General features: G+C 67.8%; 21 protein-coding genes and 2 pseudogenes. 5 read left to right on the top strand and 18 right to left on the bottom strand.

Annotated features, from left to right (window positions below):
* Positions 1-19 precede the first annotated feature (19 nt).
* From LH400_RS00890 to LH400_RS00880, 3 genes are all read left to right on the top strand, one after another.
* Complete coding sequence (locus LH400_RS00890; protein ID WP_229150764.1) at positions 20-949, top strand: sulfite exporter TauE/SafE family protein; 930 nt, start codon at positions 20-22, stop codon at positions 947-949.
* Positions 946-1,788: a TIGR02186 family protein gene (locus LH400_RS00885; RefSeq protein WP_229150763.1), complete on the top strand. Its 843-nt coding sequence runs from the start codon at positions 946-948 to the stop codon at positions 1,786-1,788. The genes LH400_RS00890 and LH400_RS00885 overlap by 4 nt, the downstream gene beginning before the upstream one ends.
* Before the next feature lie 68 nt (positions 1,789-1,856).
* Positions 1,857-2,378 carry a DUF3429 domain-containing protein gene (locus LH400_RS00880; RefSeq protein ID WP_229150762.1) on the top strand — a complete coding sequence of 174 codons (522 nt, stop codon included), beginning with the start codon at positions 1,857-1,859 and terminating at the stop codon, positions 2,376-2,378.
* A 55-nt stretch (positions 2,379-2,433) separates the two neighbouring features.
* Here the strand turns inward: LH400_RS00880 and pdeM are convergent, their stop codons facing one another.
* Positions 2,434-3,153: a ligase-associated DNA damage response endonuclease PdeM gene (gene pdeM / locus LH400_RS00875; protein WP_229150761.1), complete on the bottom strand. Its 720-nt coding sequence runs from the start codon at positions 3,151-3,153 to the stop codon at positions 2,434-2,436.
* Positions 3,154-3,508: 355 nt separating this feature from the next.
* Positions 3,509-3,886 carry a hypothetical protein gene (locus LH400_RS26220; RefSeq protein WP_229150760.1) on the bottom strand — a complete coding sequence of 126 codons (378 nt, stop codon included), beginning with the start codon at positions 3,884-3,886 and terminating at the stop codon, positions 3,509-3,511.
* On the opposite strand from LH400_RS26220, the gene LH400_RS00865 reads away from it, so the two are divergent.
* Positions 3,791-5,479 (top strand): Ig-like domain-containing protein, encoded by a 1,689-nt coding sequence (locus LH400_RS00865; protein ID WP_370638318.1) that lies wholly within the window; start codon positions 3,791-3,793, stop codon positions 5,477-5,479. The two genes, LH400_RS26220 and LH400_RS00865, sit on opposite strands and share 96 nt — an antisense overlap.
* Before the next feature lie 352 nt (positions 5,480-5,831).
* Here LH400_RS00865 and LH400_RS00860 read toward each other — a convergent pair whose 3' ends face one another.
* The 15 genes and pseudogenes from LH400_RS00860 to LH400_RS00795 all read right to left on the bottom strand — a co-directional run bounded on the left by LH400_RS00860 (position 5,832) and on the right by LH400_RS00795 (position 15,411).
* On the bottom strand, positions 5,832-6,980 hold the full coding sequence (locus tag LH400_RS00860; protein WP_229150758.1) for a tyrosine-type recombinase/integrase: 1,149 nt from the start codon (positions 6,978-6,980) through the stop codon (positions 5,832-5,834).
* Between the two features lie 14 nt (positions 6,981-6,994).
* Positions 6,995-7,168 (bottom strand): annotated as a pseudogene (locus tag LH400_RS26215) (helix-turn-helix domain-containing protein); the annotation flags it as partial.
* Between the two features lie 163 nt (positions 7,169-7,331).
* Positions 7,332-7,682, bottom strand: a pseudogene (locus LH400_RS00855) (DUF4326 domain-containing protein); the annotation flags it as partial.
* A complete protein-coding gene (locus tag LH400_RS00850) occupies positions 7,675-8,868 on the bottom strand; it encodes a DUF5131 family protein (protein WP_229150757.1) in 1,194 nt (397 codons plus the stop codon). The gene LH400_RS00850 and the pseudogene LH400_RS00855, both read right to left, overlap by 8 nt.
* A gap of 99 nt (positions 8,869-8,967) precedes the next feature.
* Positions 8,968-9,453 (bottom strand): hypothetical protein, encoded by a 486-nt coding sequence (locus LH400_RS00845; RefSeq protein ID WP_229150756.1) that lies wholly within the window; start codon positions 9,451-9,453, stop codon positions 8,968-8,970.
* Complete coding sequence (locus LH400_RS00840) at positions 9,450-9,701, bottom strand: hypothetical protein (RefSeq protein WP_229150755.1); 252 nt, start codon at positions 9,699-9,701, stop codon at positions 9,450-9,452. The genes LH400_RS00845 and LH400_RS00840 overlap by 4 nt, the downstream gene beginning before the upstream one ends.
* Positions 9,698-10,576: an AAA family ATPase gene (locus LH400_RS00835; protein ID WP_229150754.1), complete on the bottom strand. Its 879-nt coding sequence runs from the start codon at positions 10,574-10,576 to the stop codon at positions 9,698-9,700. Before LH400_RS00835 ends, LH400_RS00840 begins: the two co-directional genes overlap by 4 nt.
* A complete protein-coding gene (locus LH400_RS26210) occupies positions 10,573-11,250 on the bottom strand; it encodes a DUF2312 domain-containing protein (RefSeq protein WP_370638298.1) in 678 nt (225 codons plus the stop codon). The genes LH400_RS00835 and LH400_RS26210 overlap by 4 nt, the downstream gene beginning before the upstream one ends.
* Positions 11,247-12,143, bottom strand: coding sequence for a ParB N-terminal domain-containing protein (locus tag LH400_RS00825; RefSeq protein WP_229150753.1), 897 nt, complete (start codon positions 12,141-12,143; stop codon positions 11,247-11,249). The genes LH400_RS26210 and LH400_RS00825 overlap by 4 nt, the downstream gene beginning before the upstream one ends.
* Positions 12,140-12,883, bottom strand: a complete 744-nt coding sequence (locus LH400_RS00820) for a hypothetical protein (protein WP_229150752.1) — start codon at positions 12,881-12,883, stop codon at positions 12,140-12,142. The genes LH400_RS00825 and LH400_RS00820 overlap by 4 nt, the downstream gene beginning before the upstream one ends.
* The gene (locus LH400_RS00815; protein WP_229150751.1) at positions 12,880-14,337 is read right to left on the bottom strand and encodes a hypothetical protein; all 1,458 of its coding nucleotides are present in this window, start codon (positions 14,335-14,337) and stop codon (positions 12,880-12,882) included. Before LH400_RS00815 ends, LH400_RS00820 begins: the two co-directional genes overlap by 4 nt.
* Positions 14,334-14,528, bottom strand: a complete 195-nt coding sequence (locus tag LH400_RS00810; protein WP_229150750.1) for a hypothetical protein — start codon at positions 14,526-14,528, stop codon at positions 14,334-14,336. Before LH400_RS00810 ends, LH400_RS00815 begins: the two co-directional genes overlap by 4 nt.
* Positions 14,525-14,671, bottom strand: a complete 147-nt coding sequence (locus LH400_RS00805) for a hypothetical protein (protein WP_229150749.1) — start codon at positions 14,669-14,671, stop codon at positions 14,525-14,527. Before LH400_RS00805 ends, LH400_RS00810 begins: the two co-directional genes overlap by 4 nt.
* A complete protein-coding gene (locus LH400_RS00800) occupies positions 14,668-15,021 on the bottom strand; it encodes a hypothetical protein (protein WP_229150748.1) in 354 nt (117 codons plus the stop codon). The genes LH400_RS00805 and LH400_RS00800 overlap by 4 nt, the downstream gene beginning before the upstream one ends.
* 9 nt (positions 15,022-15,030) lie before the next feature.
* Positions 15,031-15,411 carry a hypothetical protein gene (locus LH400_RS00795; RefSeq protein WP_229150747.1) on the bottom strand — a complete coding sequence of 127 codons (381 nt, stop codon included), beginning with the start codon at positions 15,409-15,411 and terminating at the stop codon, positions 15,031-15,033.
* Positions 15,412-15,570: 159 nt separating this feature from the next.
* On the opposite strand from LH400_RS00795, the gene LH400_RS00790 reads away from it, so the two are divergent.
* The gene (locus tag LH400_RS00790; RefSeq protein ID WP_229150746.1) at positions 15,571-16,080 is read left to right on the top strand and encodes a hypothetical protein; all 510 of its coding nucleotides are present in this window, start codon (positions 15,571-15,573) and stop codon (positions 16,078-16,080) included.
* Positions 16,081-16,093: 13 nt separating this feature from the next.
* Here LH400_RS00790 and LH400_RS00785 read toward each other — a convergent pair whose 3' ends face one another.
* Complete coding sequence (locus LH400_RS00785; RefSeq protein ID WP_229150745.1) at positions 16,094-16,810, bottom strand: S24 family peptidase; 717 nt, start codon at positions 16,808-16,810, stop codon at positions 16,094-16,096.
* Between the last annotated feature and the right edge of the window lie 61 nt (positions 16,811-16,871).

Raw genomic sequence — 16,871 nt, 5'->3', positions numbered from 1 at the left:
ATCCGCAGTCCGGCCGCACGTGAACCTCTATCTCCCGATTGCGGAAATCTCGGTCAACGTCTTCGTGCTGATCGGCATGGGCGCCGCGGTCGGATTCCTGTCGGGCCTGTTCGGGGTCGGCGGCGGCTTCCTGATCACGCCGCTCCTGATCTTCTACAACATACCGCCTGCGGTCGCGGTCGCGACCGGCGCCAACCAGGTGATCGCGGCCTCCTTCTCGGGAGCGCTCGCGCACTACAAGCGCGGCACAGTCGATCTCAAGCTCGGAACGGTCCTCCTGATCGGCGGCGCGGTCGGCTCGGTCGCCGGCGTCGCCCTGTTCACGGCGCTGCGCCGGATGGGCCAGCTCGATCTCGTCGTCTCGCTGCTCTACGTCCTGTTTCTCGGCGGCGTCGGCGGACTGATGCTGGTGGAAAGCCTGCAGTCGATGCTGAAGCGGTCGGACGGCGGATCCGGTGAAGTGCGCCGCTCGGGCCAGCACAACTGGGTCCACGGGCTTCCGCTGAAGATGCGCTTCCAGCGCTCCAAGCTGTACGTTTCGGTCATCCCGGTCCTCGGCCTCGGTCTCCTGATCGGCGTCCTCGCCGCGATCATGGGCGTCGGCGGCGGCTTCATCATGGTCCCGGCGATGATCTATCTCCTGCGGGTCCCGACCAATGTCGTCATCGGGACCTCGCTGTTTCAGATCATCTTCACAGCGGCGGTGACCACGGTCCTGCAGGCCGCGACCAACGGCACGATCGACGTCGTGCTCGCCTTCCTCCTGATGATCGGCGGCGTCGTCGGGGCGCAGTTCGGGGCCGAGGCGGGGCGCAAGCTGCGCGGCGACCAGCTGAGGGCGCTTCTCGCCCTCCTGGTTCTGGCGGTCGGCATCCGGCTGGGGGTCGAACTCGTGCTCACCCCGAACGAGCCCTATTCGATCACGCTGCCGAGCGGAGAGATCGGGTGAGGGCGGGGTGGAAGCGCGCGGGCGGCGCCGGCGCCGCACGGATTGCCGCCGGAGGTCTCGCTCTGGTCCTCTCGGCGCTCTCGGCTTTCGCGCAGCCTGCGATGGAGGAGACCTTCGAGATCGGGCTGTCGACCGATCGCATCGGCATCACGTCCGATTTCAGCGGCACGCGTCTCGTCGTCTTCGGCGCCCTGGACAATGCCGATCCGCAGATCCTCAGGCAGCAGCGTTACGATATCGTCGTTGTCCTGATGGGGCCGCGCCGGCCCGTGGTGGTGCGCCGCAAGGAGCGCACGCTCGGCATCTGGATCAACCGCAGTTCGGAGAGCTTCAACGCGGCGCCTGCCTCCTATGCGCTCGCCGCGACGCGGCCGCTCGGCGACATCACGCGCGACGACCTGCGCATGCGACTGTCGATCGGCATCGACGACCTGCAGCTGTCCACTTTCGCCAAGGGTCCTGGCGGCAAGGACCTTCCGCAGTCGCCGCAGCGGGCCAACCAGGACGAGTTCGCGACCGCGCTCCGCCGCATACGTCAGTCCAGCGGGCTCTACAACCAGACGATCGGCACGGTCGAATTCGTTAGCCCGACGCTCTTCCGGGCGGACCTGCAGCTTCCCGCGGACCTGCCGGTCGGCCGGCATACGGCACGCGCCTACCTGTTCCGGAACGGGGTGTTCATCCGGGAGGATTCCGAGCCGCTGATCGTGGTGAAGACCGGGTTCGAGAGCTTCATCAGCGACGCGGCGGCCCGCAACGGCGTCCTCTACGGCCTGTTCGCCGTCGCTTTGGCGATTTTCACCGGCTGGTTCGGCCGGCTGGTCTTCAAGCGGGATTGATCGCGGATCGGGGCAGGTGCCCCGCCGGCCGCATCCCCATCGGGGCGTCGAAACCTATGTCGGATCACATGACCATCGATGCAGACAGATCGTCGGAGACCGCCGGTCCGCAAGTGGAGCCAAGCGCTCAGGGCCGGAGGAGCTCGCACGGGGCCGCGCTGACGCGGACCGCATGGACGCTCGGCCTCGCCGGGCTGACACCCTTCGTGCTGATGGCGGCCGTGCTCGCCTGGGCGGGCCGCGACTTCATCGCCTTCGGCCAGCTCGTCCTCGGCCTCTCCGGCTATTCGGCGGCCATCCTCTCCTTTCTCGGCGGAATACGCTGGGGCTTCGCCCTGTCGCCCCAGCACCAGCGCCGACGGGTGCTGGTCGTCTCGGTCCTCTCGTCGCTCGCCGGCTGGATCCTGCTCTTCGTGCCGAGCCCATGGGCGTTCGCCGGCTTTGCCGCAGCCTTTGCCCTGCAGGGCGCGTGGGACGCCGCCTCCGCGCGAAGCGGCCATCTGCCGGGCTGGTTCGGGCGGCTGCGGCTGGTGCTGACGGTGGTCGTCGTGCTCTGCCAGCTCGCCGCCTTCGCCGCGATCTACGCCTGAGCGCTGCCCCTCTGCCTGGCCCGGATCGCCGGCCCGAGAAAGACTCGAGCGGCCCTCAGCCGGCGCACAGACCCGCGAAGGGGATCGGATAGATTCGCGCCCGGCCGATCACATAAGCCTTGGCGCGTGCCACTTCGAACAGCCCGTGAAACGCCCTGTCGAGCACGTTGAGGCCGCCGGTCGTCACGCCGAAGGACGGCAGAATCATCCGCCGCCCGTCCGTCGCGAAACAGGCGCTGCGAACCGACCGGCCGCGTCCGGAGACCTTGGCCACCGGGTGGAGATGGCCGGCGACCTCGCCCGACACCGCTCCCGGCCGCGGCTCGTGCCGCAGGGTCAGCGCTCCCACGGCGATCTCGGCGTGAGTCTCGCCGCCGAGGCCTGTCGGCGGCTCGGGATCGTGGTTGCCGGCAATCCAGATCCAGTCGCGCCTGCGCATCATCGCCTGTAGCGGCTCGCGAAAGATCGCCGGCATAAGCGCCGCGCCGGTCCGGTCGTGGAAGGAATCGCCGAGGCAGACGACGCTCCGCGGCCGGTAGCGGACGAGCGCCGCCTCCAGAAGGGCGAGCGTCGCCGCCGTATCGTAGGGCGGCAGCAGCATGCCCCGCCGCGCGAAGGCCGCACCCTTCTCCAAATGCAGGTCCGAGACGACCAGGAGATCGTCCGAGGGGGCGTAGAGGGTTCCGGATGGGTCACAGACGACGTGCATCCCGGCAAGCACCGTCTCCTGCGCCGGCGCCTCGTTTCGTTCCATCCGCCGCGCCAGAGCGTTCATGCGACCCGTTCGTCCGATGCTGATTCGCGTTTCGTTCTCAATGAATCAGCTTTGCGGCCGGATGCAAGCCTGACGAAGCGCGACGGAACGTCCTGCGGCTGGGAGGGGACGATTCTGTTCCCATGAGGTCGCCGGCCTCACCTCGCAAGGTCGAAGAGCGCTTCCCCGCTTGAATCGCTTGCGACCTTCGCTTTTCAACAGCAGAAATCGCTTCCGTTTCAGGTCGTTAAGCCTCCAGCAAGACTCGCCGTCTACTGAGTGAGCAAAGGCCTTTCGAACTCACTGAAAACTTCTTCAACGCGATGCACGCGGCGACCATGCCGCGCGCACGAACTGGAATCATGACATGGTACCCTCAGTAACGAATGTGACCGTTGAAGTCGTGCCGAGCAGCCAAGGCGAGAGCACGGGCGACGCAGCGATCACCGTTTTTCCCAGTGGCTCGGCGGATACCAATGATACCGCGTCTGGTTTCTCTGGAACGTATTTTTCTGCTTTCCGTAGTGCCATCGATAGCTACAACGTCGTTATCAAGGCAAGCGACAATTCTGCATTCGACATTTCCAGCCTTCATGTCGCCGATACCGGGGGCGCGTCGGACGGGATCGGTGTGTGTGGACTTGATGCAGACGGTAATATCACGACCAGTCAGGTTGTATTCTGGACATCGCAGGTCGATGTCGAACAGTCCTTTGCATCTCAGGATGTCGTTCTGAACTTCACGGGCGTTCACGGCATTGTTCTTCAGTATCTGAACAATTCCGGCGGTCCCTTCTACTTCGACGCGGACGTTTTTGGCGCCATCTCCGTCGGCGGCGCGGATACGACCGCGCCGACGTTGACTTCGGCGGTCCCGGCAGACGGTGCGGCGAGCGTGGCCAAGAATGCCGACATCGTCCTGACCTTCGACGAGGATGTGAAGGCAGGCACGGGCAACATCACCCTCACGAACGACGCCAACCCGACGGACCAGAAGGTGATTTCCGTCACCGACGCGCAGGTGACCATCTCCGGAAAGACCGTCACCATTGATCCCTCCGCCGATCTGACGGCCGGCGCGCACTACCACGTCACCGTCGACGCCGGCGCGATCGAGGATCTTGCCGGCAACGACTTCGCCGGCATCTCGACCACCACCGAACTTGACTTCACCGTAGCCTCGCCGCCGCCGGTGCTTGTTTCCGCGGTTCCGACGGACGGTGCATCGAGTGTTGCCAAGAACGCCGACGTCGTTCTGACCTTCGACAAGGACGTCCAGGCAGGTACGGGCAACATCACCCTCACGAACGACGCCAACCCGACGGACCAGAAGGTGATTTCCGTCACCGACGCGCAGGTGACCATCTCCGGAAAGACCGTCACCATTGATCCCTCCGCCGATCTGACGGCAGGCGCGCACTACCACGTCACCGTCGACGCCGGCGCGATCGAGGATCTTGCCGGCAACGACTTCGCCGGCATCTCGACCGCCACCGAACTCGACTTTACCGTGGCCTCGCCGCCGAGCCCGACGCCGCAGCCGCCGGTCAGCATTCCCGGTAATAGCGGGCAGGACGTCCTGAGCGGCAATTCGCTCGGCAATGTGATGGATGCCGGCGACAGCGACGACAGCGTTTCCGGCGGCGCGGGCGACGACTCCATCACCGGCGGTTCCGGCAACGATTCGATCGGTGGCGGCGACGACAACGACGTCATCGCCGGCGGTAGCGGAAACGACACGATTTCCGGCGATGCCGGCAATGATGCGATAGCGGGCGGGCTGGGAGATGATTCGCTCGCCGGCAACCAGGGAATGGACAGCCTCTTCGGCGCTGCAGGATCGGACACGATCGTGTCGGGAGACGACGACGATCTCGCATTCGGCGGTCAGGACAACGACGAGATCTGGGGCGGCGAGGGCGCCGATACGGTCGTCGCCGGTTCCGGCGACGACGCGATGGGCGGCGGCGGGGGATCCGACCAGATCGCCGCTGGTGCCGGCGATGACACCGTCTTCACCGGTGGCGGCGATGACACCGTGTTCGCGGGATCCGGCACCGACGCGATCTTCGGCGGGTCCGGCAACGACGTCATCTATCTCGGTACCCCTGACGGCGTCGCGGACGTCTACCACGCCTCGGCGAGCAACGGGAGCGACGTTGTCTTCGGCTTCGAGCATGGCGTGGACAAGCTCGATCTTTCGGCGAGCGGAGTGGCGAGCTTCACCGACCTGACCATCGGGGAAGACGCCGACGGCAATGCCGTGATCTCGCTCGGGCAGGGCGGCAGCCTGACCCTCTACGGGGTCTCCGAGAACGCGGTCGACAGCGGCGACTTCGTTTTCTGAGACCAAGGCAGGAAACTCAAGACAGGCACTGCCGCGCCCAATCGGCGCGGCAGTGCCTCTGGCGGCCCCGGAAGAGGGGCTGCCGCGCCTGATGAGACGCGGTGGGTGCGAGCCCCGGTGCGAACCATGATCGTCGCATTGAAGCCGGGATTGCGGGCGTTCACGCGGGGCGGTTGCGCCCGCCACGGCCCGCAATTCCAGCTTCGCTCGTCATAGTGAACTTTGACCCAACCAAAGCGCTTGCATGGAAAGCCCGACTTCTCTAGGGATTTCTCACGTCGGAGCGTAGCGCAGCCTGGTAGCGCACCTGAATGGGGTGCGGTGGCGCCTAGTCCGAAAAACCTCATGAGCATCAATGCTTTGGAATTCGACGCCGTGGATTTGGTGGAGTCTGCGTGGAAGTTTTCGTCGGCGCGGTGCTTGCAGCTTCCATCGCCTCGCGAAGGTCGTCGTCGGTGACGTGGGCGTATTTCGTCGTGGTCGCGAGGTCGGAGTGGCCGAGCATCTTCTGGGCGAGCTTCAGGTTGCCCCGCGCGCGGACGAGGCGGCTCGCGGCGGTGTGGCGGGTGTCGTGGAAGCGGAAGTCGGCGACGCCGGAGGCCTTCGGTCCGCGCCGCCAGGCCGTCTTGAATCCCTCGATCGTGATCGGATAGCGCTGGCCGCGCACGCGGGCGCCGCCGCACTGCGTCGGCTTGCGGGCGCGGACGGCGCGATAGGTGAAGACCGCTTCGGGGTGATGGTCCTTCAGGCTCCAGAGCAGCTCGTGGACCGCGCTCGACATCGGGATCGTCCTGATCTTGTCCCCTTTTCCGGTGACAGTGAAGCAGCGGTTGAAGAAGTCGACGCGCGCCCAGGTGAGCCCGACGATCTCGGCGCGCCGGCAGCCGGTCAGGATCGCGAAGGCGAGGGCGGGCTGGTAGTCCTCGCGCATCGCAGCCGAGAGCGTCGCCTCCTCCTCGCGCGTCGCCTCGCGCACGCGCTCCTTCGTCTCCTTCAGCTTGTGCCGCTTCCAGTCGATCTTCCTGACGCGCTGGCCCCAGACCTCGGCGGCGCGGCGGAGGATCCCCTGCAGCGGGATCGTCACGGTGCGGTTCACCGTCGCCGGGCTGACCAGGACCGGCACGCGCTCGCCGGCGCGGATGCGGATCACGCTCTCGCCACGGCGGCGCGAGACGAGACGGGCGATCATGGCGTCGTCGATGTCGGCGATCGCCGTCTTGTGCCCGACGTGCTGTTGCAGCCAGGCGAGGGTGCGCTCGGTGTCGTCGGATTTCTGGTGATGCTGGCCGACCTCGTGCCAGTAGAGCGACGAGGCCTCGGCGAAGCTCATCGGCCGGGCGGTGTCGATCACCGCCGCGTCGATCTTGTCCTTCAGCGCCCGGACGAAGGCTTCCGCGTCGCGTTTCGTCGTGCAGCCCGTCGTGCCTGAAAATCGACGACCGCGACGTCGGAAGTCGTAGGAATAGGCGTCGGCACCGCCGCGCTTGTAGACACCCGGCATTTCTGCGTCTCCACATAGGCGTCGAGATCGGCCGGGTCGTAGCGGCGGCGCTCGCGGATCTCGCCGCGGCCGATGTTGACATAGGGTATCAAGCCAGCGGCCGAGAGCTCGCGCAAGTGGTCCTCGCAGATCGCGAGGCGGCGCGCTGCGTCGGCGGGCTTGAGGAGGGCGTCGCTCGTCTCAGCCATGGCCGCTGCCTTCCGCCGGCGTCGGTGCCGGGGCGGCCGGGTCGTAGGCGGTGACCTGGAGTGCGTCGGTGCGAAGGTCCGTCTCGCGCAGCCGCGCGTGGAGGAAGTCGGCGACGCGGTCGGCCGTCGCCTGGGGGGCGGCGTCCAGCGTTTCGGTCTCGAGGACGTCGAGCAGGACGTCGGCGTGGCAGGGCTGGCCGGGGCGGCACCAGCAGGCGAGGTTGTGGCCGGCGAGCTCGTGGCGATCGGCGCGGACGGTCGCCATCGCGCGCAGCTGATCGGCGACCGGCGCGGGGGTGGTCATCGCGACTAGGCCGGCGCCGACGAGCTTGGCGTAGAGGTCGACGCAATCGGCGGCGCTGCCGTCCCGGCCGACGACGAAGGGGTTGCCCCACTTGCCCGGCCGCGCGCAGTTCCTGGCCGGCAGGCCGTTGGTCTTTCGGGACAGAGCCTGCAGGTCGAAGCCTCGGGCGCGGGAGAGGCGCAGGCGGACAGGGGCGGCGGTGTCAGCCATGGCGCGGCTCCGGGAAACCGTCGTGCGTCACCCCGTCGAGGAGGCGACCGGCGGCTTTCTTGCCGACGCGGCGCACGCCAGTGGTCGGTAGGGTGTCGATGAGCGGCCAGCGCACGACGTCGTCGCCTTGCCAGAACAGGCACTCCTGCTCCCCGCGGTGGACGCTCGGATCGCTGCAGCCGGTGATCGGATAGACGGCATCCAACTCGCCGTTCTCGTCGGATTCCGCCGTGACAGGCGCCCATTCGCCCCACTGCTTGAACAGGAACGGCACGCCGGCGTCGGCACACTGGTCGCGGATCGCGCGGGCCCAGTCCGGATGCATCGGCCGGGCGCCGTGGCCGCTCTCGCCGCCGACGATGATCCAGTCGAGGCCGGACCGGCCCTTCATGAAGGCTGCCTCGCTCTGTCTGCCGCGGTGACAGTTGTGGAGCGGCGGATGGCCCTTCTCGCACCAGGCGCAATCGCCCCAGCACTCAGACTCGAGAGCGTCCTCGCCATGCCATGCGACGCCGAAGTCGATCGGCCCGAGCAGCGGCTCGGCCGAGACGAAGCGCACGGCCGCCGGCGTGTCGAGCAGGATGGGGATGCGCTGGTCGGCGCGTTGCTGGTCCTCGACGGACACGCCGAGCCAGACGTTGGGCAGGCCAGCGTCAAGCTGATTAAGCGCCGTGTCTCGAGCTCTTCCAGCGGCCAGCGGAAAGGTCGTTTTGACGGCGCCGCTGATGACCGCCGTGTGGCCGAGTATGATGTCAGTCGCTGCGCCACCGATGTTCCTGCATCTCCTGTGCAGATCGATGACATAATCCCGCATCCGCTCCGGCCGCTTCGTCAGCACCTGAAAGCTGTGCTGCGGGGCGAGCGCCATGACGGCGAAGACCTGGTCGAGCATGGCGTCGGTCACGCCCTCGGCGAATAGGTCGCCATGGGCGCAGACGAAGATCCGGCGCGGGCGGCGCCAGCGCATCGGCTGGTCGAGCCACTCGGTGTTGAAGCGGATCGTGCCGTTCCAGACCGGGCCGGCCCTGGTGTCGATCGTCAGGCCGGCGCGGCTCGGCAGGTGCTTCAGCCGGGTGCCGGCGAGCTTCATGGCGTAGCAATTGGTGCAGCCGGGCGAGACCACGGCGCAGCCGGTGACCGGGTTCCAGGTCGCGTCGGTCCATTCGATCTTGGTGCCGTCAGCCATGGTCCCGTCCTTTCTCGCCGTCGCGATAGGCCGCGACGATCCGCATGGTTCGCTCGGCGCGGTTCGCTCGCTCGGTCTCGATGTCGAGCCGCCCGCGCATCACTGCGCTTCGGCGCACAGCCTGAAGCGGAGGCTGCCTTCGGGCGCGATCTCAGCGACGTGCAGGATCTCGTCAGACCAGAAATAGACCTGGACCTTGTAAGTCCCGGGATCGAGTGGGTTGCCGCAGCCAGAGACCAGATCGTCCATGCTCTCGGCGAAGGTGTCGCCGTCGTTGTCGGCGATGAAGCCGTTGGCGGCGGCCGGATAGGTGCCGTCGACGACGAAGTCGCCGCTCTCATCGATCGTCAGGGTGACGTCGTCATAGGGTTCGAAGTAGCACCAGCCGACGATCTGGCCTGGCTCGACCACGATATCGTAGCACCCGCTCTCGCGGTCTTGCTCATCGCAGGGGCGGACATGCCAAATGCCCGCCTCGTCCTTCTCCAGGAAGTCGGTTGGATCTTCGGCGAGAGACGGGACGACCTCGTCCAGCCAGATCGTCGGAAGCCATTGGCGAGCGGCAGCGGTTCGGCGGGTTTTCATGCGGCATGCCTTTTCTGTTCGAGGAAAGTGCGGACGGCGGCCCTGGTCAGCGGCTCCTGGCCGGGGCCGGTGACGAGGCAGAGGCAGCCGTCGACAAAGCTGGCGTCGAGGAGGTGGACGCCGGCGACGCCGGCCTTGCGCCATTCGATCGCCGCCGCGTCGCAGATCGCCTGGACGAAGGCGCCGGCGTCGGCATAGGCCGGGCCGAGGCTGTCGCAGATGGCGATCTGGACGGGGCGGGCGGTCACTGTGTCCGCTCCAGCGGCCAGACAAGGCCGCGGACGGCAGGGTCCAGGACGCCCTTCGACCACAGTCTCGGCTGCGGCAGATCCGGATGGGGCGCGATGGATGCAATCAGGCGTTCGATCACCCGGTCGCGGTTCATGTCCCAGCCGGCTCTCGGGCCGACGATCATCTGCCGCTTGAGACCCTCGCACCACTGTCTGATCAGGGCAGGAGACGACCCTCCGAACGCATCGGCGAGCGTTGCCAGAGAGTCCTCCGGCAGCTGATAAGGCTTCAGGTAGCGCGCGAGAATATGTCGCCGTTCGATGGGGCCGGGGAGGGCGATCTCGATCTGGATTTCGAAACGTCGCCAGACGGCCTGATCGAGATCATCGGCACGATTGGTCGCGGCGATCAAGGTTCCTGTGTGCGCGTCGATCCGCTGGAGAACCGTGTTGACCGAATGATTGCGTTCGGACTCGGATCCCTGCCGCGCCTGCATCCGCTTCATGCCGAGCGAATCGAACTCGTCCAGAAACAGAACAGACGGTTCGTCGCTGGCGCGCACCGCGTCAAAGAGCTTGGCGATGTTCTGCGAGGTCGACCCGACATAGGAATCGATCATCTGGTCCGCGCGCGCGATCACCATCGGCAGCCCCAGCCGCGCTGCGAGATGATGCGCGAGCGTCGTCTTTCCGGTGCCAGGCGGTCCGTAGAAGAGAGCGCGCCGGCGCGGCGTCAGGCCGACATCCAGAAGCTCGCGCTCCGCCCAGATTTCGGTCAGCCATTCCATCAAGGCGCCGCGCACGGGCCGCGCGAGGATGGGTTCGGCCGAATCTTCGGGATAGAGAACCTCCGCCAGATCGCGAAGTGCCGACTTTTCAGAACGGGTTTTCATCCGCCCGGACCCATCCCATCCGAGCCGGCGATCTCACGCCAACCGGCATCCCAAAGCGGACGTCTTGAGTCGTCCCAAGGGAACGGATTGCGGATGACCGGGACGTCGTCCCGCGCAGCCTGACGCCCAAGTTCCTTCGCACCTTCGTCGTCGACCTCGGGCACCTCCTGACGCGGACGTTCTGGAAGACGTGAGGGCTGTGCGAAAGGATCATGATCTACGGCAGGACGCGGCTTGACCTCTTCCATCTTCGCTTCACCGGAGTCGTCCCGCCACAGACGCATGGATTGGCCGGCCACCGTCAGTACGATCTCGCCGTTCTCCGGAACCATCTGCTTGAGAGCCGCGACGACGCTCTCGCGGCCAGCCGTGTCGACGGCCATCATCCCAACGCTGCGGAAGAGGGGTAGCTCGCGCGCCATGCCGATCGCGTGCAGGTAGAGGTCAAGGAGCGCGTCTTCCTCCTCGCGCTCGTGCGGCTTCATCTTCCGTACTTTCAGGACCCGGCGCATGCCCTTGACGTTGAACCCGGCTGCCTTCGCCTCGGCGAAGACCTGCTTTTCGTCATCGTCGAAGACGGCCTTCTCCTCCCGCAGCCGCTCGATGCGATGAAGGAAGGAGAGGAGCGTTTCGCCAGAGACGCCGTTGCGTCCGGCGCGGGGAGTCTCTGTCATGCCGCGCGCTCCTTCTCCGGCGCCGGCAGTGCCATGCGTTGGGGGAAGGCGCGGTCGAGGCCTTCGCCGAATTCGGCCGCGGCGAAGTCGTAGCGAGAGACGCCGGTGACGCCCTGCCGCCGCTTCTGTTTGGTCAGCTCGGCCGCGCGATCCAGGGCAGACCAGACGTCGAAGTCGTCCAGGAAGCCGGCGAGATCGACGTCTTGAGAAATCAGCCAGGGGCGGTCGGCCACCGCGGCCAGAAGCGGCTTGACGATCTCGTTGGTATAGGCTGCGGCCTCGCGTCCGAACTCGGATCGGCGGATGGCGCCGAGCGATGCGGTGACCACGTCGGCCTGCTTTGCCCGAACGTATTGGTGGATCAGCGCGACGGGATAGATCTCGCCGGACTTGTTCCTGTTCGGGTCCCCGTGTCGCGTCATGAGATGGCATCCGGCCTCGGAAACCGCGCGGTCGCAGCTGACGGCCCATTTCTCGCCTGCTGAGAGCGCGGCTTTGAAGATCTGCCATTTCGTCACCTTGGTGACGAGGCCGTTGACGGCGGCGAAGCTCGCCGCCTGCTCGCTCTTTTCCATCGGCACGACCTGGCAGGGCACCTGCGCAAATCCGCACATCGCGGCGGCGTGGGTGCGGTGCTGGCCGTCGATGACCGCGAAGCGGCCGCCCTCGATCGGCGCGACGAACACGGGCGAGAAGCGCGACCATTTGAATTGGCCGGCGATGCGCCGGATGGCCGTCCAGTTGCCGCGCTTCAGCTCGCGCTGGTAGCCCTCGTCTACGACGAGCGCGGCGATGTCGATCCACTGCAGCATCGGCGCCGGCCCGGGATCGATCGCAGCCGGGCGGTCGCCCGGGGCGACCTCGATCCGGCGCATGGTCGCCTGGTCTGTCATGCCAGTCTCCTCTCTTCGGCCTCGTCATCGTCGAGGCGTCCGGCCGCGAGGGCGGCGTCGGGGCAAAGGCGGGTGAGGGCGAGGACGAAGCGCTCGGCGGCGACGCCCGGCGGCCAGGTGCGGATGCGGCCCTGGCGGAGCGGCAGCGCCGGCGCGTCCGAGAGGTCCGGCCAGGGAGAGTTTTCTGCCCCGCCCTTAAGCGGCAAGCCGCTGGCGGGGGCCCCGTCGCCTCCCAGGAACAGGTCGCGGCGCTCGGTCGTGAGCGCGCGGACGTCGTAGATCTGGACGATCGCCCGGCCGCGATCGTCGATGGCCTCCAGGCCCGCGGCGCGGTGGATCGCCGCGTCCAGCCGTGCCTCGACCCGCCGGCGCAGCGCCCGCCAGCGGGCGATCTGCGAGTCGACGATCATGTCCGGCACGCCCTTCTCCGCCGCTGCGCGGATCAGCTCGGCTTCGATGGCAAGCGCCGTCTGCCACGGCGTGTCGCCGAGATAGGCGGTGTGCCCGTGGTGGAGGAGGCAATAGGCGGCGAGCGCCGGCTCGCCGGTCTCGTCCTCGGCCGCCTCGGCCATCAGGACGGAATGCTGCGCGACGGAATAGGCGGTCGGCGTCTGGCCGGCGAAGCGGGCGATGAAGGAGAGGCCGTGCGCGATCTCGGAGAAGAGATGCGCGGGCTCGACGATCGGCGCGGCGAAGTCGATCGCGCGGCCGGTGACCGTGGCGGCGAAGGCGGCGGTCATGCGGCGCCTCCGGAGCGGGCGCGGGTCAGGTTCGTCAGCGCGCCCTGGGCGAGGCCGCCGCAGAGGTCGATGATTTCCTGCAGCTTTTGCGGTTCGGCCCCGACCTCGATTGCCGTCAGCGCCTCGATCGCCTCAAGCGCCGCCTGGGCCGCGTCGATCTCCCCCCTTGTGGGGGGTCCGAAGGACGGGCGAGACCCGCGGCTCGCCCCGGGGCCGGGCAGCCCAGAGGGGGGTGCCTCGGCGCAATCTTCCGACAGGTCGGCGCCCGTCTCGCCCCCCTCTGCCTTGCCAGGCATCTCCCCCACCAGGGGGGAGATCGATGCTTCGGCGTCCTGCGACTCCTCCGCAGAAGAGGAGGCGCGAAGCGCTTCAACGGCAAGACGGTGCATGCCGCAGACCTTATGCGCTTCCCGATATTCCCAGTTTTCCGAGCCGCAAGAGAGCGATCCCATGGCCGATTGCGCTTGTCGTTCGTGCCACCGGACCGCCTCTGCGATTTCGTCTGTGGTTGCGGCGATCGCTCGGACCGACATGGCGGGGAGCGACCCGCTGGCGCTCCCCTCCTGGCTGCCGCCGTCCGCACCGTGGTCCGCCGGATTGGCCGGCGCGGGGGCGGCGGCTGGCGCCGTGATGGTGGCGGGTTCGAACCCGGCAAGGTGCTTCGCCCAGGCGGCGACGCAGTCGGCGGCGAGATCGAAGAAGGTGCCGACTGCGCCGTCGCTCCAAGCCTCCAGCTGCTGAGCCAGTGAACGGCCTTCGATGCCGGCGACATCAGACCAGCTCTGAAGGTCCGGGCCTTCTTCGAGGCGATCGTCGGCAATCGCGGCCAAGGCGCGAAGGCGAGCCTCGGCTTCGGCAAAGCCGGCGCGGTAGCCGTGGACTTCCGCCTTCACGACGGTCTCTGCATGCGTTTCCGCCGAGAGAGTGCCGGCGCATTCGTAGAAGAATTCCGTCGCCTCGCGCCAGACCATCTCGCGATGGCCTTCCTGCGGCAGGCCGATGTCGTGGGCCGCCTTGAAAGCCGACAGCTCGTCCGCCACAGCCTTGTACCGCGCCCGGAGCCGCCGGATCTCAAGCTCCAGCGTCTGAATGTATTCCCCGAGCGCCTCGCGCTCGACCCGCAGCGCGTTGCGCTCGAGGATCGCGGCCTTTGCCTGCTCGTCGATCACCGCGAAGGCGGCATTGAGATTGGCGGCGCGCAGCTGCTCGGCCTGGGCGGCGAGGGCGGCGGAATGATCGGCGGCGCTCACCGGAACCCCGTTCATCGCCTCGGCCAGCTCGGCCGCGATCGCGGCGCGGTCGCCGGCAACGACGTTGAGGGCGTGGGCGATCGCCTTTGCGTCCGCCGCGCGCAAAGTGTGGCAGATGATTTCGGCATAGCTGCCCGACTGTGTGAGACCGAAGACGGCGCGGTCGGTGGTCGGCAGGGTGCCGGCGCTGTAGCGGGGGCTCATGCGGCGTCTCCTGCGCGGGGCCGGGCGGCGGCCTTGTCGACCTTGATCTTGGCGACGATCGCGCCGGGCCGGCGCGCCAGCGCCTCGGCCTTGGCGGCCTGCGGCGTCGCGGCGGCGATCGCCAGCGGCTCCGGCGCGTCGCCGGCGTCGGGCGCGAAGTGGACGCGGAAGGGGGTGAGGGCGGCGGTCATGACGGCAGCCACCCGATCCACCAGAGCAGCCCTATGGAGGGCAGGACGAAGAACCAGGCGAAGCCGACTCCCGCCGCGGAAAGGCAGGCGAAGAACAGGAGCAGATCGCCAAAGAGCGAAAAGACGTCAGGCCAGGTTTTCACGCCCGCCCTCCGCTCTTGCCCAGCGCCAGCTGGCGGGCGGCCTCGCCGTGGCAGGTGAGCTCGTCGGGGGTCCAGCCGCGGCGGATCAGGTCGGCGTCGGTGCACTGGCCGTCCTGCGCCGCGGCGATCTCGATCATGTGGACGGCCATGCACTCGGCCGCCTTGGAGATCTCCGGAAACATCCGGTCGGCCGGGTTGAAAGTGCGGCGGCGCTGGCCGCGGTCGTTGGCGGCATTCTTTGCCCCGCCCTTAAGCGGCAAGCCGCTGGCGGGGTCCCAGAAGATCTGCGCGCAGAGGGCGCGGTCGCGGGCGGCCATCTCGGCCGGGGTCATCTGACGGGTCTCGATCATCGGGAAGCCTCAGAGAAGGAAGAGGGACAGAAGAAAGCCGCCGGCGACGCCGAGGAGCGTGGCGGCGGTGATCACGATGACGCTGACCGCGACATGGCCCATCGCGTCCGGCGCGGCGGTGAGCGGCGAGCGCAACGTGCCAGTCTCGGGATCGACGAAGGCGAAGGGGCCGGGCGTGAAGTCGATCGTCGCCAGGGCTTCGGCCGCAAGGCCGCCTTCGCCCCAGAGGGTCCGAACGGCGCCGCCCTCGATGGCGCAGGTCTCGTCCGCGTCCGCCACCTGGGAGAAACGCCGGGAGGAGGTGGCGCCGGCGGCGGACGCGGGTCGGCCCGCCGCGACGAGCGCGGCAGGGGCGGGGATCAGGGATGTCGGGGACAGTAGCGGTCGCATGAAGGGCTCCCATCGGGGTTGATGGGTGCGGAGGCTAATGCGGCTTTTTTTCCGCGTCAAGACAGATGCGGAAATAATGCCGCATGTTTTCCGCTTGCACGGATCGGCGGTGGCCGTAGTCTTTCGATACTGCGGCGTGTGTTGGCTCGGGAGGGCGCTGTGAAGGTTCTGGTTCTGGCGTGTCTGGGGCTTCTCGGTGTCGCGACCGCGGCCCATGCCGGCTTCCAGCGGTGGGACGTCGAGATCGAGGAGGACCCGTTCGACAATCTCGGCAAGCTGACCATGATGAACTTGGACAGCATCAAGACCGGCATGCTGATCATGTGCGACGAGAAGTCGGACGCGATCATCGTGCGCTGGGCGTCGTCCTTCCCCTATGACCAGGCGGCGCCGCCGGAGCTGGCCGACCTGCCGTTCTCGCTCGCCTTCGACACCGGCGAGCGGCACGACTCGACAGCCGACATCGCGCTGCTCGGCACCGGCAATATGGGGTTCGACACGGTGTTCCGTGGCGACGAGGCGCGCCAGATCCTGACGTCCTTCGCCGGAGCCCGGAGCAAGATCTACGTCAAGATCGGCAACAATGATCCGAGCGCCTTCACCGCCCGCGGTTCCACCGCCGGGGCCGAACGCGCGCTCGCCTACTGCTTCACCAAGCCGCCGGCCTGAGAATGGCGGCGCGCTAGACCCCGAACAGCTCGTTCAGCGTCAGGACGCGGTGGACGTGCTGGACGAAGCGGGTGTCGAACTCGACCGTCGCCGGGGGCGACAGCTTGGTGACCACGACCTTTTCGGCCGTCCGCCGCTCGTAGATCGCGATGAAGGCCTCCATTCCCCGGTGCTCGGCATAGCGCGCCTGGACGACGACCGTGTCGCCCTGGCGCGGCGGCTTGTGCGGGTGGACGAAGCGCAGATCGCCGGGATTGTGGGCCGGGACCATCGAGCCGCCGGAGACGTAGAAGGCGTAGGCGTCGCGCACCTGGAAGAGGGCCGGCGGGCGCCGGACATATTCGATCACCCGCGCCTCCATTTCGAAGGCGCCCTCGTGCTTGACCGCCAGTGACCCGGCCGCCGTGCCGTAGACCGGCACGTCCTGCGGCATCGCCGCGCGCATCTCGTCGAGGCTGACGGCCGCGACCGGGACGACGTCGCCGTTGATCGGCACGGCGGCGGGCAGGGGCGGCGGCGCGACGTCGCCGCCGCGCAGGAGCCAGGCCTCGGTCGTCTCGAGATGTCGCGCGAGCGCCTCCAGATTCTCGCCGCGCGGCGAGGAGTCGGGATTGCGCAGGACGCCGCGCAGGAAGTCGGGGCTGCGGCCGATCTCGACCGAGACCTGACGCGGCGTCTTTCCCAGCGCCTTCAGGCGCTGCCGGATGCGGTCCTGCAGCGATTCGCTCATGTCGCGGAAGATATGCCGCGACTGCGGCATTGTCGCCTGGAAAGAATGCCGTTGACAGTGC

The sequence above is a fragment of the Jiella soli genome, assembly GCF_020615385.1.
Taxonomy (GTDB): Bacteria; Pseudomonadota; Alphaproteobacteria; order Rhizobiales; family Rhizobiaceae; genus VKMB-3413.
This window is presented reverse-complemented; position numbering and strand designations above follow the sequence as displayed.